Source organism: Alcanivorax hongdengensis A-11-3, from assembly GCF_000300995.1.
Taxonomy (GTDB): domain Bacteria; phylum Pseudomonadota; class Gammaproteobacteria; order Pseudomonadales; family Alcanivoracaceae; genus Alcanivorax; species Alcanivorax hongdengensis.
In genome coordinates, this window is the sequence record NZ_AMRJ01000011.1 from 73,281 (window position 1) to 97,862 (window position 24,582).

Consider the following 24,582-nt stretch of genomic DNA (forward strand, 5'->3'; position numbering starts at 1 on the left):
TATAATCGCCTCCTTTGCAGGCAGGCGCCTGTGGCCGTTTGCGGGGTCACGGGCAGACATGACGGGGACCGCATGCAACTGATTCGCGGCATTCACAATCTGCGCCCGGAGCACCGGGGCTGTGTGGCCACCATCGGCAACTTCGACGGGGTGCACCGGGGTCACCAGTGCATTCTCGATCAGGTGATTGCCGAGGCCCGAGCCCGTGGTCTCAAAGCCACGGTGATGCTGTTCGAGCCCCAGCCCCAGGAATTCTTTGCCCCGCAGGGGGCGCCGGCGCGCCTGATGAGCCTGCGTGACAAGCTGATCGCCCTGCGCGAGGCCGGTGTCGATCAGGTGCTGTGCGCCCGGTTTGACGACCGTTTCCGCTCCCTGTCCGCCGAGGCATTTGTTCGCCAGCTGCTGGTGGATGGCCTGGGGGTGGAGTATCTGGTGGTGGGCGATGATTTCCGCTTCGGCTGTGGCCGTGACGGCGATTTTGCCTACCTGCAGCAGGCCGGTGCCGAGCACGGTTTTGCCGTGACCGATACGCCCACCTGTGAGGTGGCCGGAGAGCGGGTGTCCAGTACCCGGGTACGCTCGGCCCTGAGCGAAGGCGATTTCGCGCTGGCCGACACCCTGCTGGGCCGTCCTTTTACCATCAGTGGCCGGGTGCGCCACGGTGACAAGATCGGCCGCACGCTGGAGCTGCCGACCGTGAACCTGGCGCTCAAACGATTGCGCTCGCCGTTGCAGGGCGTGTTTGCGGTAACGGTGAGTGGCGCGGGGCTGGAGGGTCAGCCCGGAGCGGCCAACATGGGCACCCGGCCCACGGTCAACGGCACGGAAAACCGCCTGGAAGTGCATCTGCTGGACTACCGCGATGCCGGTGAGGGCAAGGACAGCCTGTACGGGAAACATCTGACAGTTGCCTTCCGCCATTATGTGCGGGCAGAAGAGAAATTTGCCGATCTGGATCAGCTGAAAACCGCCATCTGGCAGGACGTGGATGCGGTCCGGACTTACTTTGAAAAGACGGGATTATGACGGACTACAAGGCTACGCTTAATCTTCCCCATACCGACTTCCCCATGAAGGCCGGTCTGTCCCAGCGTGAACCGGCGCGGCTGAAGGAATGGCAGGGCAAGCAGCTCTACCAGAAAATCCGTGAGACCTTTGCCGGCCGTCCCAAATTCATTCTTCACGATGGCCCTCCCTACGCCAACGGCAATATTCATATCGGCCATGCGGTGAACAAGATCCTCAAGGACATGATCGTCAAGTCGCGCACCCTGGCGGGCTTTGATGCCCCCTATGTGCCGGGTTGGGACTGCCATGGCCTGCCCATCGAGCTGATGGTGGAAAAGAAGGTCGGCAAGGCCGGCCACAAGGTGGATGCCCGCACCTTCCGGCAGAAGTGCCGTGAATATGCTGCCAAACAGGTGGATGGCCAGCGCAATGATTTTATCCGCCTGGGCGTGTTCGGTGACTGGGACAATCCCTACCTGACCATGGATTACGCCTTCGAGGCCAACATTATCCGTGGCCTGGGCAAGATCGTCGAAAACGGCCACCTGCAGCAGGGCTTCAAGCCGGTGCACTGGTGCCTGGACTGTGCCTCGGCGCTGGCCGAAGCGGAGGTGGAGTACTACGACAAGGTGTCCTTCGCCATCGATGTGGCCTTCCCGGTGGTGGACGTGGCGGACTTCGCCGCGCGCAGTGGTATCGAGGCCAAGGCGCCCAGCCTGGTGATCTGGACCACCACGCCCTGGACCCTGCCGGCCAACCGCGCCGTGTCCGTGCACCCGGAGCTGGACTATGTGCTGCTCACCGGCGAGCTGGACGGCCAGAGCCGAGAGCTGCTGGTGGCCGAAGCGCTGGCCGATGATCTGGTGGAAAAGTGGGGGCTGGAAAATGTCTCCCAGTCCGCCACGGTGAAAGGGGCCAAGCTGGAAATGCTGTCGCTGCAGCACCCGTTCCTGGATTTTACCGTGCCGGTGATTCTGGGTGAGCACGTCACCACCGACGCCGGTACCGGCCTGGTACATACCGCCCCCGGTCATGGTGCCGACGACTTTGTGGTCGGCCAGCAATACGATCTGGACCCGGTCAGCCCGGTGCTGGATAACGGCAAGTTCCGTGACGACCTGGCAGTGGTCGGCGGCCTGCATGTGGCCAAGGCCAATGAGCCGGTGATCGAAGCGCTGAAGGAAAACGGCGCCCTGGTGAAGCTGGCCAAGCTGGAGCACAGCTACCCGCATTGCTGGCGCCACAAGACGCCGCTGATCTTCCGCGCCACCGCCCAGTGGTTCGTGTCCATGGACAAGAACGGCTTGCTCAAGCGGGCCCGGCAGGAGGTGGACCAGGTGCAGTGGCTGCCGGAGTGGGGCAAGGCCCGGATTGAGGGCATGCTCACCGATCGCCCGGACTGGTGTATCTCCCGCCAGCGGACCTGGGGCGTGCCCATTGCCTTGTTCGTCAACAAGGCCACCGGTGAGTTGCACCCGGATACCCCGGCGCTGATCGAGCAGGTGGCCGAGCGGGTCGAGAAAGATGGCATCGATGCCTGGTTCGACCTGGAGCCAGCAGAGCTGCTCGGTGACCAGGCGGATCAGTATAGCAAGGTCACCGACACCCTGGACGTGTGGTTCGATTCCGGTGTTACCCATTACTGTGTGCTGGACCAGCGCCCGCAGCTGCATACCCCGGCGGACCTGTACCTGGAAGGCTCCGACCAGCACCGTGGCTGGTTCCAGTCCTCGCTGCTGACCAGCCTGGCGATTCGCGATGCGGCGCCTTATGAAACGGTGTTGACCCACGGGTTCACCGTGGACGAGCAGGGTCGCAAGATGTCCAAGTCCATCGGCAACGTGATCGCGCCCCAGGAGGTCTGGAACGACCTGGGCGCCGACATCCTGCGCCTGTGGGTGGCCGCCACCGACTACCGTGGCGAGATGTCCGTGTCCAAGGACATTCTCAAGCAGATGGGCGACAGCTATCGTCGCATCCGCAACACCAGCCGTTTCCTGCTCTCCAACCTGAGCGGCTTCGACCCGGCGGCGGATGTGTTGCAACCGCAGCAAATGCTGGCACTGGATCGCTACATCGTCGATCGCGCTCTGCAGTTGCAGGATGAGATCAAGGCCCTCTACGACGGCTACCACTTCCATCAGGTCTACCAGAAGTTGCACAACTTCTGTGCCCTGGATCTGGGTGGCTTCTACCTGGATATCATCAAGGACCGCCAGTACACCACCCAGGCGGATTCGGTGGCCCGGCGCTCCTGCCAGACCGCGCTCTACCATATCGCCCAGGCGCTGGTGCGCTGGATGGCGCCGGTGCTCAGCTTCACCGCCGAGGAAATCTACGAGAACCTGCCCGGCGAGCGGCTCGATTCGGTGTTCCTGGCCGAGTGGTACGACGGTCTGTTTGCCTTGGCCGATGACGCGGACATGGGCCGGGCCTTCTGGGACAAGGTGCAGGATGCCAAGCAGGCGGTGAACAAGGCCATCGAAGGGGCCCGCCGCGACAAGCTGATCAAGGGCGGGCTCAGTGCCGAGGTGGTGCTGTTTGTGGATGACGCCCAGCAGGCCCTGCTGGGTCAGCTGGGTGACGAGCTGCGCTTTGTCACCATTACTTCCGCCGCCACGCTCAAGCCTCTGGCCGAGGCGCCGGCAGACCTGGAAGACACCGCCGTAACGGGCCTCAAGGTGCAGGTGCTGGCCAGTGAATACAGCAAGTGCGCGCGCTGCTGGCACCACCAGCCGGATGTGGGCAGCCATGCCGAGCACCCGGAACTGTGTGGTCGCTGCGTGACCAATGTGGAAGGTGACGGTGAGGAGCGCCATTATGCCTGATGCGATGCGCCGGTTTGGCCAGTTGCGCTGGCTGTGGCTGACGGTGGTGGTGATCGTTATTGATCAACTGACCAAGGCGGCCATCGTGGAGCGCTTTGCGCTTTACGAGCGGCTGGAGGTCTTGCCGTTCTTCAATCTCACACTGGCCTATAACAGTGGCGCGGCGTTCAGCTTTCTGGCCGATGCAGGGGGCTGGCAGCGCTGGTTCTTTACCGCCATCGCGGTGCTGGCGTCACTGATGATTCTGGTCTGGCTGTCTCGTCTGGAGCGCAGGGACCGCATGCAGGGCGCCGCACTGGCGCTGATTCTGGGGGGCGCGCTGGGGAATTTCTACGATCGCCTGGTGCTGGGGCATGTGGTGGACTTCCTGGATTTCTACTGGGGCAACAGCCACTTCCCGGCCTTCAATGTGGCCGATTCCGCCATCACCGTCGGCGCCGCCCTGATCCTGCTGGACATGCTGCTGGGCGGCCGCAAGGAGTCAACGGACCATGAGTGAAATCTTACGCGCCGGCCCGCAGATGCAGGTCACCCTGCATTTTGCGGTACGGCTGATGGACGGCACCGAAATGGATTCCACCTTCGGGGGGGAACCAGCCAGCTTCGTGTGGGGGGATGAATCCCTGCTGCCCGGTTTCGAGAGTGCCATTCGCGGGCTCAAGGCCGGTGACAAGCGCAGTGTCTTCATCGACGCGAAAAAGGGCTTCGGCGAGTACAACGAACAGAATGTACAGCATTTCACCCGCGATACCTTCGCCCAGCATGACGAATTGAACCCGGGTATGGTGCTCAGTTTCGCCGATGCCGCCGGCGCCGAGCTGCCCGGTGTCATCGCCAAGGTGGATGACGAATGGGTGACGGTGGATTTCAATCACCCCCTGGCCGGCCGCGATCTGACCTTTGAAGTGGAAATCGTTCAGGTAGAGCGCCATGCCCCTGAACAGCCCGTCACGTTGAATTAGTGAATAATGAATAGTTAATAACGAGAGAGTACAGTGGAGTAGGCTGCCTGAAGGGTAGTGCTATGAATTATTAACTATGAATTATTAATTGCCTTATGGAAATTCGTCTCGCCAATCCCCGTGGTTTCTGTGCCGGGGTGGACCGTGCCATCGAAATCGTCAACCGGGCCCTGGAAGTGTTCGAGCCGCCGGTCTATGTGCGCCACGAAGTGGTGCATAACCGCTATGTGGTGGACGACCTGCGCCAGCGCGGCGCCGTGTTTGTGGAAGAACTCCATGAAGTGCCCGACGATGCCATTGTCATCTTCAGTGCCCACGGCGTTTCCAGGGCCGTGCAGCAGGAGGCCGAGCAGCGCCAGCTGAAAGTATTCGATGCCACCTGCCCGCTGGTCACCAAGGTGCATATGGAGGTGATCCGCTACGCCCGCGAGGGCCGCGAGAGCATCCTCATCGGCCATGCCGGCCACCCGGAAGTGGAAGGCACCATGGGCCAGTACGACAAATCCCAGGGTGGCGATATTTACCTGGTGGAAGACGAGGAGGATGTGGCGCGCCTGCAGGTCCGTGATCCGCAGCGTCTCGCCTTTGTCACCCAGACCACTCTCAGCGTGGACGATACCGCCCGGGTGATTGATGCTCTGCGGGCCCGGTTCCCGTCCATTCTGGGGCCCAAGCGTGAGGATATCTGCTACGCCACCACCAACCGCCAGGATGCCGTGCGCCAGCTGGCGCTGGAGTGTGGCCTGGTATTGGTGGTGGGTTCGGTGAACAGCTCCAATTCCAACCGTCTGCGCGAGCTGGCCGAGCGCTGTGGTGCCGAGGCCCATTTGCTGGATGAACCATCCCAGATCGATCCGGCATGGCTGGAAGGGAAAAGTGCCGTAGGCGTCACCGCCGGCGCCAGTGCCCCAGAGGATCTGGTTCAGCAGGTCATCGCCCGCCTCAAATCCCTGGGCGGCGAAGACGCCCGGGAGATCCCCGGCCGAGAAGAAAATATCCGCTTTTCCATGCCCAAGGCGTTACGACCGTAACGCCCGTTCGCCTACAGCTACCGTTGATCCCCCGGGCGCTCGCATCCGTGAGCGTCACGGCTGTTCTCGTCCCGTCGTCGTACCGTTTGATTGGCTTTTACTACTACTAAAGTGTGAGCCCATTCACAGCATAAAGTACCAAAAAGCTAGGTTTTTCAGTGATTTATGCCGCTCATGACCGGCGAATGGCCACTTGTCTCAAGTCGATTGCTGGTAAACAGCCAGTTGCTAAAGTGGGCTCGGGTACTTTGCTTTTCGACGCTGAAGGCTGTTTCTGACAATGGACATGAGAGAAATAAAAACGGGGATCAAACAGGTCGGGTTCACCCTGATCGAGCTGATGATCACCCTGCTGATAGCTGGGGTGATCTTGTCTTTTGCGATACCCGCATTCGATAACGTGACGGCCAATAATGCGTTGCGCTCCACCGCTGCGGATCTTATTACGGCGCTGAATACCGCCCGGGTGCAATCGGTGAGCCTGCGTGACACGGTGCAGGTGCAGCCTCAATCGGGCACAGACTGGGGCTCAGGCTGGAAGCTCAGCTATTCCAATGCCGGGTCACCGGAACAGGAGAAGTCCTTTACCCCGCGTGGCGGTGTCAGTGTTACCCAGACGGAAGGCAGTGCAGGGCCGCAGTTTTATGCCAATGGCTTTGTGTCGGAAGCGGTTACCTGGACCATCTGCGATGGTCGTTCGGGTGAAACCGGCCGCAAGATCCATGTTTCTCCGGTAGGCCGAGTGAGCAACACGGAAGAGGTTTGCAGCTGATGAAACGATATGGGGTATTGAACAAACAGGCCGGGCTGGGCATGACCGAAATTCTGGTGGCGCTATTGGTGCTGGCCATTGGCGTGCTGGGTTATGCAGGGCTGCAGCTGTCGGCACTGAAGAAGTCTGAAGATGCCAACAATCGTTCAGAAGCGACTCTGATTGCGCAGGATGCTCTGGAGCGAATTCAGGCCAATGATGGCTCGCTAGCCACCTATACCAGCGCGACCTGGCCAACATCCACGATCGTGCCGGGAGCGGATGCGCCACCGGCAGATTGTGTGGGCGCGGCCAAGTCCTGTAGCGGCGCAGACATGGCAAGTTGGGATATCAAACAGCTGGCATGGAGCGCCGGCAATCAACTTCCCAATGGCATGGTGGATATTCGTGACTGCAATGGTAGTTCCATGGTGTGCGTGATTGTTAGTTGGGGCGAACAGAAGCCGGAGGATTGTCTGACCAGTGATGGGGTCAGTACCGCCGAAGACTCCAATTGTGTAGTGATGGAGGTGTCACGATGAAGGCCTCCCAAACGGGGTTTAGCCTGGTTGAATTGATGGTGGCTTTGGTGCTGGGCCTGATGGTCACGGCGGTGGCCATTCAGTTATTCAGCACCAATCAGCAGACCTTTGCCATACAACAGACCGAGTCTCAGCTGCAGCAGGATAGTCAACTAGTAACGCGGTTTATGGTTCGTGATCTCCGGCGGGCCGGGCTGGTACTGGATGGTGTCGCCGCCAGCGAAGATATGGGTATCAAGTTCAGCACCGGTTCGGCTGGGTTTGCAGGCTCAGCGGACGCAGATAGTGGCGATAATGACCGGTTGACCCTGGCATTCAACGGCAGAACCGATTGTGCCGGTAGCGTTAGTACCCAGACTAACGGTGAAGAAATTACTAACACGTATTTCATCAAGGATAACGGTAGCGGCGATGCCCTTTACTGCAAGGGCAGCGTGGATGATGAAACCGTCGAGCTGGTGGAAGGTGTGGAAAGTTTCCAGGTGGAATACGGTATCGATGATGGTGTTAACCAGACATTGCAAGTCAGCAAGTATGTGACAGCGACCAATGTCGGAGCCAATGATGCTGTGGTTGCGGTGAGAGTGGGTTTGTTATTGCACCGCGCCAATAACAGCCTTCCAGTCAGTGACGGCAGTCGCAAGTTTTATGTGCTGGATAAGACTGTCACCGAGCCCGCTGACCGGGCCATGCGACGTCTAGTAATGACCACAATCAAGTTGCGCAACGTGAACTGGGATGACATATGAAAACGAGACGAATTAACACGCGCTCCCAGAGAGGGGTGGCTTTGCTCATTGCCCTGCTGATTCTGGTGGTGGTGTCTCTGCTGGGCATCTCGGCCATGAAGACCAGCCTGTTTGCCTCCAAGGTAGCAACTGGTACCCAGGCTGATGCCATGGTTTTTGAAGGAGCGGAAACCGCGATTTCCGAAGCCTACAAAGAATTTGATGAAATGAATTCCACGCAACTTTCCAACTTTATGGATGGCGGCAATATGATCCGTTGTGTAGAGAAAGGTGCGCCAAGAAAGACCGGCTTGTGTGCCGGTGCGGACTACTCGGATGCCAGAGGTCTCATCAAGGTCTCATCGGATTCTTCAGTAAAAGGTTATCAGTTGATATCCGGTGCTCAAGTGAGTGCTACCAGTAATGGTGGCACCTTTGTTGATTATCAGCTGGAAATTCAGGGCACGGCAGAGATGCCGAGCTTTAGCATGGGTGATACCCATGTTCAGGATCTTCTAAAACGTGGCATCAAGCCAAACTCGGAAATCGATTGATGGGGGGTAAGAAAATGATAAAGCTGACTAGACAGGCCTTCGCTATTTGCCTGACGCTGGCCCTGCCATTGAGCAATGCGCACGCTGATGACACCGAGATTTTCTATGCGGATGCTGATGCGAGCAACAATCAAAATACGCCTCAGGCGAACGTAATGGTTTTGCTTGATAGTTCGGGCAGTATGGGTTACTGCAAGACCTCCGCATGTAATGATGGCACCAGGCCACGGATTGATATCACCAAAGATGCCTTCAATGCCATGGTTGATGCACTGCCAGACAGGGTCAACATGGGGCTGACACGTTTTTATAATGGTAAGGACGGTCAGGTCTTATTCCCGATCTCCAAGATGTCTCAAGGTGGGCGAGCTGCCATCAAATACGAAGCCAGCAAGATCAACCCTACAGGCGGCACTCCTACGTTTAAAGCGTATAATGATATCGCTCGTTATATGTATGGGGAATCGACCAATACATCGAAAAATTTCGACCAAAAAGTTTGTGTTGATAGAACAGTGTCAGAATCCTGTAGTGATAATATTGTATACGACAAATATGGCAATATCGTTTACGAAGATAGCTGGCAGGAATTGACCGGTATCGCGACTTGCAACGATTTGCCCGATAGCATGAAAAACTATCAATGCAAGATCGGTTATGGGAGTTGGAGTCAAACCGATGGTGGAGGTACCACTACATGCAATCCTAATAATGACGATTGCAAGGTTGAGTACCAAGGTGGCTTTCATGATCTTCCGAGTGGCGATTCCTGCGATCCGACTCAGAGCTACTGTCAGGTAACTCAGTGGTCACCCTGGAGTGACTGGGGTACCAAGAATAAGAATAAATGCAAAAATAAAGATAAAGATGCAGGCATTTGCCAGGAAAACAGCCGTAGTGAATTTATTTGTACCGGTTCAATTTTTGGTTTTTGCTATGCGGGTTACTATCAGACTGAATATCAAAAGAGAACCGCTCTGACTTTTGCAAAAAAAGACCCGGTTTATTACACCCGTCAGACAACGGTTTTGGTAAAGGCGCCAAAAACCCAACAAGAGTGTACCACCAGTACAACCTGTAACGGGTATGGGGAGATCTATGATGATGATAATAAATATGTATCCCCAATGAATAATAAGAATGAATGTGAAAAAAATTACATTGTCATGATGACGGATGGTGAACCGAATGGGGATAGTGGTGTCCAGGCCGCGGGAGACCTGCCCTCTTGTAGAAGCAATGATAGTAGCCTCAGTACCTATCAGAGTTACCAGTGCCAAGATAATCTGGCCAGCTTTATGGTGGGCGCAAGCAAAGCAGATAATCAGAAAGTAAAAACCTACACGGTGGGTCTTTACATGGATAGTGGTTATATCGATGACATGAAGGGTGTCGCCAGTAACGGTAAAGGTGAGTTCTATCAGGCTGATGATGCGGATTCTCTTGCTAAAGCTTTCATGAAAATTGTTGATTTGGTTGACGAACAGTCACGCTCGGTTTCTTCTCCGGGGGTGGCGGTGAACCAGATGAACCGATTTGAGCACCTGGATCAGCTGTACTACTCAATTTTTCAGCCTGCCATAAGTACTTACTGGGAAGGAAATCTGAAAAAATACCGCCTTGTGGGTGGTCAGATTCAGGATGCCAATGACCGAAATGCTGTCAGCGATAGCACCGGTTATTTTACGTCTACCTCTAAAAGCTATTGGAGTGATGAGACCGATGGCTACGATGCAACCAAGGGCGGTGCTCGTGGTGAAGTGTCAAAGCATAAGATTTTTTATGACGCCCAAGGCCTAAGCAATGGCGGCAGCTTGACTCAAGTGGATTGGGACAAGGTTGGTACCAGCAGTGGCCTTGATAGAACTTTCTTTGGGCTTAAGTCTACAGCTGAAGATGCAACCTTTAATGACTTGATTAGCAAACTGCAGACGTTGTGGTCTGACCCAATGCATAGTGTGCCGGTTCTGGTCAATTATGGCGGTAGCAGTGAAGACGCCAATGATCAGAATAACGTGATCTTCGTTTCCACAAATGCCGGCATGCTTCACGCCGTTGATGCTAAAACCGGTGCCGAGAAGTTCACCTTTATGCCTTACAAGTTTATTACCGAGGCGAACAAGTTCACTGTTAATCGACCGGGTCTTGACGGTAATAGCCGCGCTCTTTACGGCCTGGATGGTAGCTGGATTGCTTGGCGCCGTAAGAATAGCAGTGGAAAAGCGGGTGATGCTCCACGTGCGGTTTATCTGTATGGCGGTATGCGCCGGGGTGGCAGGGATTATTATGCTCTGGATGTAACCAATCCTGATGGTACGCCAAATCTCCTGTGGCATATTACTGGAGGCGTGGGTGATTTCGCCCGTCTTGGGCAAACCTGGTCCACCCCGACCTTGACCCAGATACCGCTTGGTGATGACGCTACCCCGACCCCGGTATTGGTCTTTGGTGGGGGTTACAGCCCCAATGATCATGATAGTCAGAATGCTGGATCCACCAACCGTTCCAGTGAAGATGAAATGGGTAATGCCATTTATATTGTCAATGCCTTGACGGGCGATCTTGTCTGGTCTGCCAGCTCTTCATCCGGAGCGAGCAAAACGGTTTCCAGTATGAAATGGGCTATACCAAGCGGTATCTCGGTTGTTGACAAGGATCTGGATGGTGTAGCGGATAATCTCTACTTTGGTGATCTGGGCGGGCAGCTTTTCCGTGTGGATATTGACCAGAGTGGTGGTAAAGACATGAAGGTTCGTAGGATGGCCGATTTGGGAGGCGATGGTTCGGATCATCGCCGCTTCTATGAAGCGCCAGCGGTTGCTTATGTAAGAGAGAATAACTCCGATGTGTTCTATGTTTCGCTTGGTTCTGGTTACAGGGCTCATCCCAAGGATAAATCTACCAAAGAAGCTTTCTTTGTCGTTCGTGATCCGACCGCTGCGAATGATGCTGACTTTGGCAGCGTATTAAGCCTGGATGATCTTACCAATATTACCAGCAGTGGTAAGGGCAGTCCGAAGTCTGCGGGCTGGTACTATTACTTAGATAATGCCAATGGCGAAAAGGTTATGTCGTCGCCGGTTATTCTTAATAATACGATACGCTTCAGTACCTATTCGCCGGTATCAACTACTAGCCCGGATAATGCTTGTGTCGTTAGTGTCGGGAGCGCCTACTTGCATACAGTCAGTCTTGTGACGGGCGAAGGTCTCAATAATGATGGCACGGTTTCTAGTGACCGAAGAGAACAGCTGAAACAGCAAACGCCACCCCCAACGCCGGTGCTGTTAACTGATGGTGACGGCAATGTGAGTGTAGTGGTTGGCACAGAAGTTGTGGCAGATGACTCTCTTGGTAATGTCGGCTTGCGCAAGACTCGCTGGTATCAGATGGGGGTCGATGGAGCTGGTAATGCGTCTGGTGGTCAATGATGAGTGTTGTTAATAACCTGAAAGCGGGGCGGACGTTGTCCGCTTCCGGCTTTACCCTGACAGAATTGCTTATTGCGCTGGTAATTGTTTCGATCCTGGCGGCGATTGCTTATCCGGCCTACACCAGGCAAGTGCAGACGTCGCGTCAGTCTGAGGCGCAGGGTCAGATGATGGCCCTGGCCACAGGTCTAGAAGGATATCGTAGTCGAAACTTTACCTATAAGGATGCGGGTTCCTCTGCAAATATTGCTGCGATGTCTCCGGATATTGCCAACAATGATTTTTATACGGTTAGTGTCGCAGTGCCTTCTCCCTATCAGAGCTACGTGATAACAATGACGCCCAAATCTGGGAGTGCCATGGCGGGCACCGAGGTGATGAAGCTTGATGACAAAGGACGAAATTGCATGAAAACAGGGGGGTGTACCCTGGGCACTGATCCGTCCTGGGGGGATTGATCAGTGGCAGTGACTGGCTGAAGCCGCCTCTACCCGGGGGCGGCCGATCCAGTTCATAATTATTTTTCTGGCATGATGTTTATTACAAACCAGAAAGTGGCCATTCTGAAAATAGGCTTTGCCGCTATGGCGATAGACGAGAGCGGTTCCCCTGAAGCGCTTCCATGTCAGCCACGTACCAGGCGGTAATGTCAGGACCCTTTCGATTTCCTTCTTTTCCAGAGTGTGGTTCCCGTTTGAGTCAGAGCCCATGATCAATTTGTTGGTTTTTCCGAAATGCTGACAGTTTTGCAGGCCATCGCAAATAAGGTACCCAGCCCCGGTCATGGCGTTGGCTCTGGCTTCCAGTATCATCCCCAGTACATTGTTGGTACCGGCGACAACGCGTTCTTTGGGTAGCCAATCGCTGACCGCATTGTGTGCGCTAATAACCAGCACCGCCATAATGGCAATACAGAACAGTAGTTCCAGCAGGGTAAAGCCGTTTGCCCGGTGGTGCAGACTGTCTTTGCCCGTAGTGTTCGTGGTCGACATCTTGCGCCCCCCTTTCGTGATGGTTCATGACCGTAACAGTCCAGGGAATGTGAGGGTGTGTTATTGTGACCAGCCTTGATGTACTCCTTTGATGGTTTGAACTATGTCTGATGTGCTCATCGTGGGCGGTGGGATTGTCGGTTTGTTGAGTGCGCTTGAGCTTACAGAGCGTGGGCGCCAGGTCACGCTGGTGGATGACGGCCAGCCGTGGCCTGCCTCATGGGCTGGCGGGGGAATATTGTCGCCGCTCCATGCCTGGCGTTATCCGCAGGCAATGAACCGGTTGACCTTCGATGCAGTGAGTCGTTACGGGCATTTGATTAATCGGCTGGCAGGCGCCGGGTTGGTGGATAGATCGGCTTTGCACCATTGCGGTCTTTGGGTGCAGACCCGTGATGACGAAACGCGGGAGGCGCTTGACTGGGCGCGCGATGTGGCCATTGAGGCAGAGCCCGCCACGGCTTCCTCGGTGATGCCTGATTCCCCTCTTGGCGACGGTGTCTGGTTTCCTGCGCTGGCCAATATTCGTAACCCCCGATTGTTATCGGCTTTGCGTGGCTACCTGTTGCATCAGGGGGTGCGTTTTATGACGGGGCGCGTCGATACTGTGCGCCGGCTGGGAGGGCGGCCCGATGTGTTGCTGGATAACGGCAGGGCATTGCAGAGTGTTCAGGTACTTGTTTGCGCTGGCTTTGAGAGTGAACGCTTGCTAAAAAACATGGGTGTGAAGCTGCCGCTTTTTGCCGCTAAAGGGGAAATGCTGCTTTATTCCATGTCACCAGGGCAGGTGCCGGCCGTTATGTTGACGGACAACGGTTACCTGATTCCACGCTCGGATGGTGCTGTTCTGGTCGGCTCAACATTACAAAAGGGCGACAGCAGTCGTTATCCAACCGTGGCGGGTCGTTATCGGCTGGAGTCACTCGCCGCCGACTTGTGGCCGGTGCTTTCCCGGCACAAGCCAGACTTCCATTGGGCCGGGGTTCGGCCCGGTTGTGGGCGACCCTATCCCTACATGGGGTCAGTGCCGGGCATGCCGGGAGTGTTTGCGGCGGTGGGGCATTATCGCAATGGCCTGGTTGCGGCACCGGCCAGCGCTGAGCTCATGGCTCAATTGATGTGTTCGCAGGCGCCGGAGATTGACCCGCGGCCTTATCAACTGTCGCCGGTATCGTCCTGATCGAGTTCCAGTTTTTTCAGCCGATAACGCAATGACCGGAACGTCATGCCAAGCTTTTTCGCGGCAGCGGTGCGGTTCCAGTGAGTCTCCTCCAGAGCCTGCAGGATTTCCTGTTTTTCGATGTCCTGCAAGTAGTCTTCCAGGGGAATCTGACTGGGCCGGCCGGCCTCTGTTTTCCTGTGAGGAATGTCAGTATCCGTTATTGGCGTGGTGGATTGCAGGCTGAGGTTCTCTTCGGTGATCTGGCTGCCGTCACACAGTGTCAGGGCTCGCTCCAGTATGTTTTCCAACTCGCGAACATTGCCCGGGAAACCATATCCCTGTAGTGCCTGCATTGCGCCAGTGCTGATTTTCGGAGGCGAGATCTGCCAGGCGTCACTCAGACGAGCCAGTATGTGATCCACCAGGCCGGGGATGTCTTCGCGCCGTTCACGCAGGGGCGGCACGTGGGCTTCGATGACGTTGAGACGATAGAACAGATCCTGCCGAAAGCGGCCCTCCGCCATTTCCCTGGCCAGGTCCTTGTGGGTGGCGCAAAGAATGCGGAGGTTGACCGGAAATTCACGCGCTTCACCAACGGGCCGTACGGATTTTTCCTGAATAGCGCGCAACAGTTTGACCTGCATATGGAGAGGCAGGTCTGCCACTTCATCCAGAAACAGGGTGCCGCCGTCGGCTTCCCGGAACAGCCCTTTTCTGTCTTCCACTGCGCCGGTAAAGGCACCCTTGCGGTGACCAAAAAATTCACTTTCCATCAATTCTGAGGGGATGGCGCCACAGTTAACAGCCACAAAGGCCTTTTCGCGGCGGGGGCCCTGGGCGTGGATCATGCGCGCAATACGCTCCTTGCCGCTGCCGGATTCCCCGCTGATGTAGATGGGCGCCTGGCTGCGGGCCAGTTTCCGTACCTGTTCCTTGAGCACGAGCATGGCGGGGCTGTCCCCTACCAGGTTGTCGCTGGGGGTATTGGTGTCTTCATTCTGGCGGATGCCGAGGCCGTCCTGGATCAATTGACGCAGGCGATCCAGCGCTACCGGTTTGGCGATAAAGTCGTAGGCGCCACCTTTCATGGCAGCGGTGGCCATTTCCATATTGCCGTAGGCGGTGATCACCGCGATGGGCATGTCCGGGGCGGTCTGGGCGGCAAAATCTATCACTTCCAGGCCGGTACCATCGCCCAGGTTCATGTCTGTCAGGCACAGATCAAAGCGGTGCTTTTCCAGCAGATCCCGGGCAGAAGCCAGCGAGTCAGCGGTGCTGGCCTTCAGCTTCATCCGTCCCAGAGTTATCACCAGCAGTTCGCGTAGATCTGCCTCATCGTCAACAACCAGTACATGGGGGGTCTCAGCACTCATGGAAACAACCGTATTTATTGAAATTGTCGGTTAGGGTGAGCAAAGGTTATCACAAAGCTGGCGCCCTGTTGCCCCGGTTCATAATCCAGTGTGGCCTGGTTTGCCTGGCATAGCTCCCGGCAGACATAAAGGCCCAGGCCGTTACCATTGCTGGCGGTAGTATAAAAGGGTTCAAAGAGGAATTGAGCCTCTTCGTCACTGATTCCCTTGCCATTGTCTCGAATACGTAGCCAGGGCAGGTCGGTATTCAGGTGGCGACCATACTCGAATGTAATCTTGCTTTTGGCTCCGCCATGATGAAGCGCGTTATCAACAAGATTGTTGAGTATCTGGCTTAACTGGTTACGGTCAAAACGTACCAGAGTGTCATTGGGAGAGGCATGAACCAGCTGCTCATCGGTAAGCCCCTGGAGCTTTCTTTGTTCGCACAGTTCGTTTATGAACTCACGCAGGGAAAGTCGCTCCGCCTGACTGCGACTTCGGCGCGAAAGATCGAGTACATCGTGAATAATGCCGTTTACTCGGGTGACATGATTACGAATGATGTTGAGCAATTGACGGTCTTCATCGCTGCGCTCGCCGTCTGCCAGCAGCTCGGTGGCGTGATTGATGGCGCTGAGCGGGTTGCGGATTTCATGGGCCAGAGTAGCGGAGAGGCGTCCCAGGGACGCCAGATTCATCTGCTGGGCTTCCTGGGCCACCCGGGCGCTGTCCTCCAGAAAAAGCAGGGTCTGGGTCTCGTGGCCGGTATCCATGTTGGCAAAACGCGGGCTGAGTGCTGGCGATTGCTCGGAGACCTTGATGGTTTCCAGGGGGAGTTGCGGGTTGTCACTCCAGCGCTGATGTCGCTCGATAAGTGGGCCTGGCAGGTGGCGGCCCAGCATGGCAACACCGAAAAGATTGTCAGCTGAGGCATTGGACATTTGCACAATAAAGTCCCGGTTAAAGACCAATACTCCGGTACGCATGCGCTGAACAATCTGCTGGTTGAGGGCTTCCAGACGGTCAATGGCGGCCCGTTGTCGCCGGGCAATGTATTCGCTCTGGTCAAGGCGTCGGGCAATCTGCTGAATGATCAGCGAAACCATGAAAAAGGCGATACCCAGCAGGCCGGATTCCGTCAGCTGGAAAGGCGACGACAATTGTTGCTGAACTGAAAAGTAGAATTGTTCGAACATCACGGCGAGCGTGGCCAGGGAAGCGACCAGATAGCCCAGCCGCCCCCGCAGGAGAATGTTGCCGGCAGCCACCGTGACCAGTAAAAGAACCGCCAGGCCACCTTCCAGGCCTCCATTGGCATGTACGATCAGTACCAGAACGATGAGATCCACCATCAGAGCCAGCGGTTGCATCCAGAGAGGGCGCCGCCGCGCTAACCGAAAATCCAGGGCCGTGGAGACCAGGGTCAGCGTCAGGTAGACAATGATGGTGGTTTCAAAAAGGGGCGGATCATGTTTGCCAAGCAACGGCGAGGCAGGGGCGAAGTGCAGCAGTAGCAGGGCACTGGCAATGGCAATGCGATAGACATTGTAAATGCGTGCCGGCGTCCAGTTCTGGTTAATCCCCATGGTGCTCCAGATATCGACGTTGGTGTTCCTGGCTGCAGAAGTGCAGCTGGCCATGGCTGAATGCCTCGTGGGCGGGAACATGTACGCCGCACTGCTGGCATTTGAGCATGCGTTCCGGGTCGGCATCTTTGTCCGGGCCGCTTTGTGAGCCCGGTGACGGCGTCTGTAACAGGTTCTTGACCACGCGCCAGGCCAGGTAAAGCAATACCGCGATTATTAGAAGTCTTATCAGGCCCATGGGCTCTCCGCTTGGCTGATTCATACCTTGCCGGCTAAAGAGTACAATCAGCGCTCATTCGAGGAAAGGTCGGTAGAGCATGCGCATTATCATGGCCCAGCAGAATACCCTGGTGGGTGACATCGAGGGCAATGCCCGCATCATCATCAAGGCCGCCGAGGAGGCGCGTCGCCTGCTGGGCGCGGAATTGGTGCTGTTTCCCGAACTGGTGCTGACCGGCTATCCGCCGGAAGACCTGTTGCTGCGGCCCAGCCTCAACAGTCGGGTGGATGACGCTCTGGCCCGGATCGGCCAGGAAATTTCCGTGCCGGTGGTGATCGGTTACCCGGCGGTGCGTAACGGCATGCGCCGCAACAGTGCCGGGGTGCTGTTTCCGGGAGACACGCGGCCGCGCCATGAATACTTCAAACAGCATCTGCCCAACTACCGGGTTTTCGATGAAAAGCGCTACTTCCAGCCCGGTGACCGGGCCTGTGTATTCGAGCTCAATGGCCAGCGTTTCGGTCTGACCATCTGTGAAGATATCTGGCACAGCGGCCCGGCTTCACAGCTGCAGGATGCCGGCGTCGATGTGGTGCTTAACCTCAATGCCTCGCCGTTCCGGGCCGGCAAGGTGGCTGAGCGCCTGGAGCAGGTGCAGGCTCGTTGCCGGGAAACCGGGCTGCCCGTGCTCTACTGCAACCTGGTGGGTGGTCAGGATGAACTGGTGTTTGATGGCGCCTCTTTTGCCTGTGGTGCTGACGGTGAGCGTTGCGTACAGGGCGCCAGTTTCGCTGATGCCCTGATTCCTGTGGATCTGAACTGTGAGGCCGGTAGCTGCCGGCCCCGTGGTGAGCTCCTGCCGGTACCGGGGCACGAGGAAAGCCTCTACCAGGCGCTGGTGCTGGCCACCCGTGATTACGTCAACAAGAATGGCTTCAAGGGCGCCCTGCTGGGCCTTTCCGGCGGTATCGACTCGGCGCTCACGCTGGCGGTGGCGGTGGATGCGCTGGGGCCGGAACGGGTGGAAGCGGTGATGATGCCGTTCCGTTATACCTCGGCCATCAGTGTCGAAGATGCCGAGAAACAGGCAAGAACCCTGCGGGTGCATTACCGGGTGCTGCCCATCGAGAGTGCCTTTAACGGCTTTATGGACATTCTCGCCGAACCCTTTGCCGGCCTGCCCACCGATACCACCGAAGAAAACCTGCAGGCCCGCTGTCGCGGGGTGCTGCTGATGGCGCTGTCCAACAAGAACGGTTCGGTGGTGCTGACCACCGGTAACAAGAGTGAGATGGCGGTGGGTTATGCCACCCTCTACGGGGACATGGCCGGGGGCTTTTCGGTATTGAAGGATGTTTTCAAGACCTGGGTGTTCCGCCTGGCCCGTTGGCGTAACCAGCAAGCCGGGGCCGAGATCATCCCGGAGCGGGTCATTAGTCGCCCACCCTCTGCCGAGCTGGCGCCGGACCAGGTAGACAGCGATTCGCTGCCCGATTACGACCAGCTGGATGCCATCCTGGAGCGCTATGTGGAACAGGACATGAGTGCCGAGGCCGTGATTCGTGACGGTTTCGAGCGTGACACCGTCTACCGGGTGGTCAAGCTCACCGATCGCAACGAGTACAAGCGACGCCAGGCGGCGGTGGGCCCGCGGGTTAGTCGGCGAGCCTTTGGCAAGGATCGCCGTTACCCGATCACCAACGGCTGGCGACCGGGGGACTGAGCCCATAAAAAAGCCCGGCCCAGCCGTAATGCTGTTCACTTAAGCTTTTAAGCCCCTCTCCCCTTGCGGGAGAGGGGGTGGGGAGAGGGGGGCGTGACAGCCAGATCAATGGGAAGTCATTGAAATTTGTCCGCACCCTCTCCCTGTCCCGCTCCCGCAAGGGGAGAGGGGACCTGCCTGAAAGAGTTGAGCCAGATTTGCTCCGCTTAAGTGAACAGCATTACGCCGGTTGGCGGGCTTTTTTGGCTCTGCGGCCTGCTAGAGCAGGTCGAAGGTCAGCAGGCTCAGCAGGCCATTGTCTTCATTGGGCCACCAGGCCAGCCGGATCTGCTGGTCCTTGCCCAGAAAGGGGCTGTCCGGCCAGTTCAGTGCCAGTACCTGGCGGCTCTTTTCCGCCAGTTCCGGGCGGCCCAGGCGTTCGTAGCCCTTGGCCATGATCGCCAGGGCTTCCGGTACCGCCGGGGTCTGCTCGTAGTGTTTGACCACATACTGGGCCCGGTTGATAGAGGCAATAATGGCTCCACGGCGGGCGTAGTAGCGGGCCACGTGCAGCTCCTGGCGGGCCAGCTGGTTGCGGATATGAACCATTCGCGAGCGGGCATCCGGCGCGTAGGGGCTGTCCGGGAAGCGGGACACCAGTCGTTTGAAATCCTGGAAGGCATCACGGGCGGACTGCAGGTCCCTGGAGGACTTGTCCGAGGTGACCATGTTATCGAACAGGCCTTTTTCCATATTGAAGTTGGCCAGACCGCGCATATAAAGGGCATAGTCCACGCGGGGGTGGCCCGGATAGTTACGGATAAAACGCTGGGCGGCCACTACCGTGGCCGGGTAATCCACCGACTGGTAATTGGCATAAATCAGATCCAGTTGCGCCTGCTCGGCATATTCGCCGTAGGGGAAACGGGCCTCCAGCTCCTTGAGGTCGTCAATGGCGGTCTGGAAGTTGTTCTTCTCCAGAGACTTATGCGCCTGGCGATACTGGTCGGCCTCGGTCAGTTCCGGGCGGTCCTCCGGGTTACTGGCACAGCCGGCAATCAGCAGTGTACACAGCAGTGCCCATACAACTCGTGGCATTCTTTCCTCGTTGAACCGGTTACAATTCGCGAAAATCGGTTGGCTATTTAAGCATAGGATCAGTTATGGGACATCTTGGCGGCGAAAAAATTCAGCTCAGCGAGCAGGTCCGGCCGGAGCAGGCTGGCCAGCGGCTGGACCAGGTGGCCGCGGAGCTGTTTGATGGCTTCTCCCGCTCCCGCCTGCAAGGCTGGATCAAGAGTGGCGCTCTGACCGTCAATGGCAAGAGTGCCAAACCCAAGGACAAGCTCACCGGTAATGAGTCGCTGGCCCTGGAGGCGGTGATCGAGCCGGAGATCGAGGATCAACCCCAGTCCATCCAGCTGCAGGTGGTCTACGAGGATGACGACTTGCTGGTGATCAACAAACCGGCCGGGCTGGTGGTGCATCCGGCGGCGGGGCATGCGGATGGCACCTTGCTCAATGGCCTGCTGCATCATGACGAACGGCTCAACAGCTTGCCCCGGGCCGGTATTGTGCATCGCCTGGACCGGGATACCACCGGCCTGATGGTGGTGGCCCGGTCCCTTGAGGCGCACCAGAGCCTGGTGGCCCAGCTGCAGGACAAGAGCCTGTTTCGCCAGTACGAAGCCATTGCCGTGGGGGTCATGACCGGCGGTGGCAAGGTGGACAAACCCCTGGGCCGCCACCCGGTGGACCGCAAGAAGCAGGCAGTGGTGGCGCAGGGCGGCAAGGAAGCGGTCACTCACTATCGGGTGATAGATCGCTATCGGGCCCATACCCGCATTCAGGTGAGGCTGGAGACTGGCCGTACCCACCAGATCCGGGTACACATGGCCCATATCCGATACCCGCTGGTAGGTGATCCACTTTATGGCGGGCGCCTCAAGCAGCCCGCCGGCGCCACCGAGGCCCTGCGCGAGGCCCTGCGCCGCTTTCCGCGCCAGGCCCTGCATGCCCGCAAGCTGGGCTTGATTCATCCGGCCAGCGGTGAATACTGTGAATTTGAGGCGCCGCTGCCCGATGACATGCAGGCGCTCATCCAGGTGCTGGAAGACGACGCAAAGGCCGACTCCCCATGACACTCCCGTCCCGTTCCCAATGGCTGTGGCCGGAATGGCACCCTCACCCGTCGGTGCGCGTGGTGGTTACCACCCGTGCGGGTAGCCATTCGCCCAAGCCCTGGGACGGCTTCAATCTCGGCCTCAACTGCGGCGACCAGCCGGAGCGGGTGGCCCAGGCGCGTCATCATGTGGAGAAGTTGTTGCAAGCCGATCACCCGGCTGCCTGGCTGACACAGGTGCATGGTAATCGGGTGATCCGGGCCGGTGAGCTGGACACCGAGGCCGATGGTGTCTGGACCGACCAGCAACGCTGGCCCTGTGTGGTGCTCACCGCCGATTGCCTGCCGGTGTTGCTGGCGCGTAACGACGGCAGCGCCGTGGCCGCGGTACATGCCGGTTGGCGCGGTCTGCAGGCGGGCATTATCGGCAAGGCCGTGCGTCAGCTGGCGCCGGCGGGGCAGTCGCTCAGCGCCTGGCTAGGGCCGGCCATCTGTGGCAAGTGTTATCAGGTGGGGGATGAAGTATACCGGGCGTTCCTCAAGGCCGATCCGGCTTACCGCGATGCCTTCAAGGCGGATGCCACTCCGGGGCGCTGGCGCTTTTCCGTGGCCCAGGCGGCCATGATTAATCTGGCCGGTCTGGGAGTGGATGACGTCCAGGGGGGCGAGCTGTGTACCGCCTGTGACCTTTCCCGTTTCTATTCCTACCGCAAGGAAGGGGATACCGGTCGTTTCGCCTCCCTGATCTGGCTGGACGCTTGATCCAGCGCAAGGAATTTCTTCTCCATTCGCTTGAATATGGCCCAATCGGACCCATTTAAGGCTCAGTGATTGATTGAGCCGGTGATCGTTATTGCCTTGCCTGCGGGGAGGCCCTGACGGATCACAGCCGGAGAAAGGAGAGCCATAGATGCGAATGGATAAACTGACTGCCCGTCTGCAGGAAGCCCTGTCGGATGCCCAGTCCCTGGCCGTGGGGCAGGGCAACAGCACCATTGAGCCGGTGCACCTGATGCTGGCATTGATGCAGCAGCAGGGCGGCGCCGCCAAACCCCTGCTGGAAAAAACCGGTGCCAACAGTGCCGATGTGATTACCGCCCTGAACATGGCCGTGGAAAAGCTGCCCACCGTGAGCAATTTCAACGGTGATGTGCAGATGGGGCAGGCCCTGGGCCGCATGCTCAACCTGGCGGACCGGGAAGCCCAGCAGCGCGGTGACCAGTACCTGTCCACCGAGGTGGTGCTGCTGGCCGCCTGTGATGACAACGGCGAACTGGGCAAGATCATCAAGAACGCCGGCGTCACCAAGAAGGTGCTGGCGGACAAGATTGCCGAAGTGCGCGGCGGTGAAGCGGTGAATGACCCCAATGCGGAAGACAAGCGCGAAGCGCTGGACAAGTACACCGTCAACCTGACCGAACGGGCCGAGTCCGGCAAGCTGGACCCGGTGATCGGCCGTGACGACGAGATCCGCCGTACCATCCAGGTGCTGCAGCGTCGCACCAAGAACAACCCGGTACTGATCGGCGAGCCCGGCGTGGGCAAGACCGCCATTGTCGAAGGGCTGGCCCAGCGCATCGTCAACGGCGAAGTGCCGGAAGGGTTGAAGGACAAGCAGGTGTTGTCGCTGGACATGGCGGCCCTGATCGCCGGTGCCAAGTACCGCGGTGAATTCGAGGAACGCCTCAAGGCGGTGCTCAACGAGCTGGCCAAGCAGGAAGGGCGCATCATCCTCTTTATCGACGAGCTGCATACCATGGTTGGCGCCGGCAAGGGCGAAGGCTCCATGGATGCCGGCAACATGCTCAAACCGGCCCTGGCCCGTGGCGAGCTGCACTGCGTGGGCGCCACCACCCTGGATGAATACCGCCAGTACATCGAGAAAGACGCGGCGCTGGAGCGGCGTTTTCAGAAGGTGCTGGTGGACGAGCCCAGCGTGGAAGACACCATCGCCATCCTGCGCGGTCTCAAGGAGCGCTACGAGGTGCACCATGGGGTGGATATCACCGATGGCGCCATCATTGCCGCCGCGCGTCTGAGCCACCGCTACATCACCGACCGGCAGCTGCCGGACAAGGCCATCGACCTGATCGACGAGGCTGGCAGCCGCATCCGCATGGAAATCGATTCCATGCCGGAAGAGATGGATCGCCTGGATCGTCGCCTGATCCAGCTGAAGATGGAGCGCGAAGCGCTGCGCAAGGAAGAGGACGAAGCCAGCCGCAAGCGTTTGGAAAAACTGGAAGAGGAAATTGCCGAGCAGGAGCGCCAGTACGCCGACCTGGAAGAGATCTGGCAGGCGGAAAAGGCCGCCCTGCAGGGCGCCCAGGAATACAAGGCGGAGCTGGAACAGGCCCGGGTGGAGATGGAGCAGGCGCGTCGTGCCGGCGACCTGAACCGCATGTCCGAGCTGCAGTACGGCGTGATCCCGGAACTGGAGAAAAAGGTTCAGCAGGCCCAGGACCAGGAGGAGCAACAGGCCCAGTCCGAGAACCAGCTGCTGCGCAACAAGGTCACCGACGAGGAAATTGCCGAGGTGGTGTCCAAGTGGACCGGCATTCCGGTCTCGAAAATGCTGGAAGGCGAAAAGGACAAGTTGCTGCGTATGGAAGAGGCCCTGCACCAGCGGGTGGTGGGCCAGGACGAGGCAGTGGAAGCGGTGGCCAATGCGGTACGCCGCTCCCGCGCCGGCCTGTCCGACCCCAACCGGCCCAATGGCAGCTTCCTGTTCCTGGGCCCCACCGGGGTGGGCAAGACCGAGCTGTGCAAGGCGCTGGCCAACTTCCTGTTCGACACTGAAGAGGCGATGGTGCGCATCGACATGTCCGAGTTCATGGAGAAGCACTCCGTGGCCCGGCTGGTGGGGGCGCCTCCCGGTTACGTGGGTTACGAGGAGGGTGGTTACCTGACCGAAGCGGTGCGTCGCAAGCCCTACTCGGTGGTGCTGCTGGACGAGGTGGAAAAGGCCCACCCGGATGTCTTCAACATCCTGTTGCAGGTGCTCGATGACGGTCGCCTCACCGACGGTCAGGGCCGCACCGTGGATTTTCGCAACACCGTGGTGGTGATGACCTCCAACCTGGGGTCCGACCTGATCCAGAAGCTGGCCGGTGACAATGACTACGAGGCCATGAAAGCCGCCGTCATGGAAGTGGTGGGCAACCACTTCCGCCCGGAGTTCATCAACCGGGTGGACGAAACCGTGGTCTTCCATCCGCTGCAGAAGGACCAGCTCAAGGGCATTGCCTCCATCCAGCTGGACTTCCTGCGCAAGCGACTGGCCGAGCGCGATATTCGTCTGGAGCTCAGCGATGCGGCGCTGTCGAAACTGGTGGAAGCCGGCTTCGACCCGGTCTACGGTGCCCGGCCGCTCAAGCGGGCCATCCAGCAGCAGCTGGAGAATCCGCTGGCCCAGGCATTGCTCAAGGGCGAGTTTGCCCAGGGCGATACCATCCGGGTGGATGTCAGCGAGTCTGGCTATAGCTTCCAGCGCTGATAGCCACTGGGCGGGAGAAGGCCGGCATTTGCCGGCCTTTTTATTGCCTGAACCCCCTTCATCGGGTTTCGCCAAATTGTCATGCCAATGACCCTTGAGGGCGACTGACAGT

21 protein-coding genes are annotated in these 24,582 nt (G+C 58.1%); 16 read left to right on the plus strand and 5 right to left on the minus strand.

Annotation, left to right across the window (positions count from 1 at the left end; genetic code table 11):
* Positions 1-72: 72 nt before the first annotated feature.
* The 11 genes from ribF to A11A3_RS08745 all read left to right on the plus strand — a co-directional run bounded on the left by ribF (position 73) and on the right by A11A3_RS08745 (position 12,293).
* Positions 73-1,026, plus strand: coding sequence for a bifunctional riboflavin kinase/FAD synthetase (gene ribF, locus A11A3_RS08695; protein ID WP_008928916.1), 954 nt, complete (start codon positions 73-75; stop codon positions 1,024-1,026).
* On the plus strand, positions 1,023-3,836 hold the full coding sequence (gene ileS, locus A11A3_RS08700; RefSeq protein WP_008928917.1) for an isoleucine--tRNA ligase: 2,814 nt from the start codon (positions 1,023-1,025) through the stop codon (positions 3,834-3,836). Before ribF ends, ileS begins: the two co-directional genes overlap by 4 nt.
* On the plus strand, positions 3,829-4,335 hold the full coding sequence (gene lspA, locus A11A3_RS08705) for a signal peptidase II (RefSeq protein ID WP_008928918.1): 507 nt from the start codon (positions 3,829-3,831) through the stop codon (positions 4,333-4,335). Before ileS ends, lspA begins: the two co-directional genes overlap by 8 nt.
* On the plus strand, positions 4,328-4,798 hold the full coding sequence (locus A11A3_RS08710; RefSeq protein ID WP_008928919.1) for an FKBP-type peptidyl-prolyl cis-trans isomerase: 471 nt from the start codon (positions 4,328-4,330) through the stop codon (positions 4,796-4,798). Before lspA ends, A11A3_RS08710 begins: the two co-directional genes overlap by 8 nt.
* A gap of 95 nt (positions 4,799-4,893) precedes the next feature.
* On the plus strand, positions 4,894-5,829 hold the full coding sequence (gene ispH / locus A11A3_RS08715; RefSeq protein ID WP_008928920.1) for a 4-hydroxy-3-methylbut-2-enyl diphosphate reductase: 936 nt from the start codon (positions 4,894-4,896) through the stop codon (positions 5,827-5,829).
* Between the two features lie 280 nt (positions 5,830-6,109).
* A complete protein-coding gene (locus A11A3_RS08720; protein WP_008928921.1) occupies positions 6,110-6,601 on the plus strand; it encodes a pilus assembly FimT family protein in 492 nt (163 codons plus the stop codon).
* Positions 6,601-7,122 carry a type IV pilus modification protein PilV gene (pilV, locus tag A11A3_RS08725; RefSeq protein ID WP_040296954.1) on the plus strand — a complete coding sequence of 174 codons (522 nt, stop codon included), beginning with the start codon at positions 6,601-6,603 and terminating at the stop codon, positions 7,120-7,122. The genes A11A3_RS08720 and pilV overlap by 1 nt, the downstream gene beginning before the upstream one ends.
* On the plus strand, positions 7,119-7,871 hold the full coding sequence (locus A11A3_RS08730; RefSeq protein ID WP_008928923.1) for a PilW family protein: 753 nt from the start codon (positions 7,119-7,121) through the stop codon (positions 7,869-7,871). The genes pilV and A11A3_RS08730 overlap by 4 nt, the downstream gene beginning before the upstream one ends.
* Positions 7,872-7,906: 35 nt before the next feature.
* On the plus strand, positions 7,907-8,404 hold the full coding sequence (locus tag A11A3_RS08735) for a PilX N-terminal domain-containing pilus assembly protein (RefSeq protein WP_237738845.1): 498 nt from the start codon (positions 7,907-7,909) through the stop codon (positions 8,402-8,404).
* A 14-nt stretch (positions 8,405-8,418) separates the two neighbouring features.
* The gene (locus A11A3_RS08740; RefSeq protein WP_162136912.1) at positions 8,419-11,835 is read left to right on the plus strand and encodes a PilC/PilY family type IV pilus protein; all 3,417 of its coding nucleotides are present in this window, start codon (positions 8,419-8,421) and stop codon (positions 11,833-11,835) included.
* Positions 11,835-12,293, plus strand: coding sequence for a type IV pilin protein (locus tag A11A3_RS08745; protein WP_008928926.1), 459 nt, complete (start codon positions 11,835-11,837; stop codon positions 12,291-12,293). The genes A11A3_RS08740 and A11A3_RS08745 overlap by 1 nt, the downstream gene beginning before the upstream one ends.
* Here A11A3_RS08745 and A11A3_RS08750 read toward each other — a convergent pair whose 3' ends face one another.
* Complete coding sequence (locus A11A3_RS08750; RefSeq protein ID WP_008928927.1) at positions 12,294-12,827, minus strand: pilus assembly FimT family protein; 534 nt, start codon at positions 12,825-12,827, stop codon at positions 12,294-12,296.
* A 103-nt stretch (positions 12,828-12,930) separates the two neighbouring features.
* On the opposite strand from A11A3_RS08750, the gene A11A3_RS08755 reads away from it, so the two are divergent.
* The gene (locus A11A3_RS08755; protein WP_008928928.1) at positions 12,931-14,007 is read left to right on the plus strand and encodes an NAD(P)/FAD-dependent oxidoreductase; all 1,077 of its coding nucleotides are present in this window, start codon (positions 12,931-12,933) and stop codon (positions 14,005-14,007) included.
* On the opposite strand, the gene A11A3_RS08760 is transcribed toward A11A3_RS08755, so the two are convergent.
* From A11A3_RS08760 to A11A3_RS17425, 3 genes are read right to left on the minus strand one after another with little or no spacing between them, the layout of a single operon-like run.
* Positions 13,983-15,362, minus strand: a complete 1,380-nt coding sequence (locus tag A11A3_RS08760; protein WP_008928929.1) for a sigma-54-dependent transcriptional regulator — start codon at positions 15,360-15,362, stop codon at positions 13,983-13,985. The two genes, A11A3_RS08755 and A11A3_RS08760, sit on opposite strands and share 25 nt — an antisense overlap.
* Positions 15,363-15,376: 14 nt before the next feature.
* On the minus strand, positions 15,377-16,930 hold the full coding sequence (locus tag A11A3_RS08765) for a sensor histidine kinase (protein WP_008928930.1): 1,554 nt from the start codon (positions 16,928-16,930) through the stop codon (positions 15,377-15,379).
* Entirely contained in the window at positions 16,920-17,168 is a 249-nt protein-coding gene (locus tag A11A3_RS17425) for a PP0621 family protein (RefSeq protein ID WP_083851722.1), read from the minus strand. Before A11A3_RS17425 ends, A11A3_RS08765 begins: the two co-directional genes overlap by 11 nt.
* A 79-nt stretch (positions 17,169-17,247) precedes the next feature.
* Here A11A3_RS17425 and A11A3_RS08770 point away from each other — a divergent pair, with 79 nt between their 5' ends.
* Positions 17,248-18,873 carry an NAD+ synthase gene (locus A11A3_RS08770; protein WP_008928931.1) on the plus strand — a complete coding sequence of 542 codons (1,626 nt, stop codon included), beginning with the start codon at positions 17,248-17,250 and terminating at the stop codon, positions 18,871-18,873.
* A gap of 258 nt (positions 18,874-19,131) precedes the next feature.
* Here the strand turns inward: A11A3_RS08770 and A11A3_RS08775 are convergent, their stop codons facing one another.
* Complete coding sequence (locus A11A3_RS08775; RefSeq protein ID WP_008928932.1) at positions 19,132-19,950, minus strand: outer membrane protein assembly factor BamD; 819 nt, start codon at positions 19,948-19,950, stop codon at positions 19,132-19,134.
* 65 nt (positions 19,951-20,015) lie between these two features.
* Between A11A3_RS08775 and rluD the strand changes: the two genes are divergently transcribed.
* From rluD to clpB, 3 genes are all read left to right on the plus strand, one after another.
* The gene (rluD, locus tag A11A3_RS08780) at positions 20,016-20,993 is read left to right on the plus strand and encodes a 23S rRNA pseudouridine(1911/1915/1917) synthase RluD (protein ID WP_008928933.1); all 978 of its coding nucleotides are present in this window, start codon (positions 20,016-20,018) and stop codon (positions 20,991-20,993) included.
* Positions 20,990-21,736, plus strand: a complete 747-nt coding sequence (gene pgeF / locus A11A3_RS08785) for a peptidoglycan editing factor PgeF (protein WP_008928934.1) — start codon at positions 20,990-20,992, stop codon at positions 21,734-21,736. Before rluD ends, pgeF begins: the two co-directional genes overlap by 4 nt.
* Positions 21,737-21,884: 148 nt before the next feature.
* A complete protein-coding gene (gene clpB, locus A11A3_RS08790) occupies positions 21,885-24,470 on the plus strand; it encodes an ATP-dependent chaperone ClpB (protein WP_008928935.1) in 2,586 nt (861 codons plus the stop codon).
* The last annotated feature ends 112 nt before the right edge of the window (positions 24,471-24,582 follow it).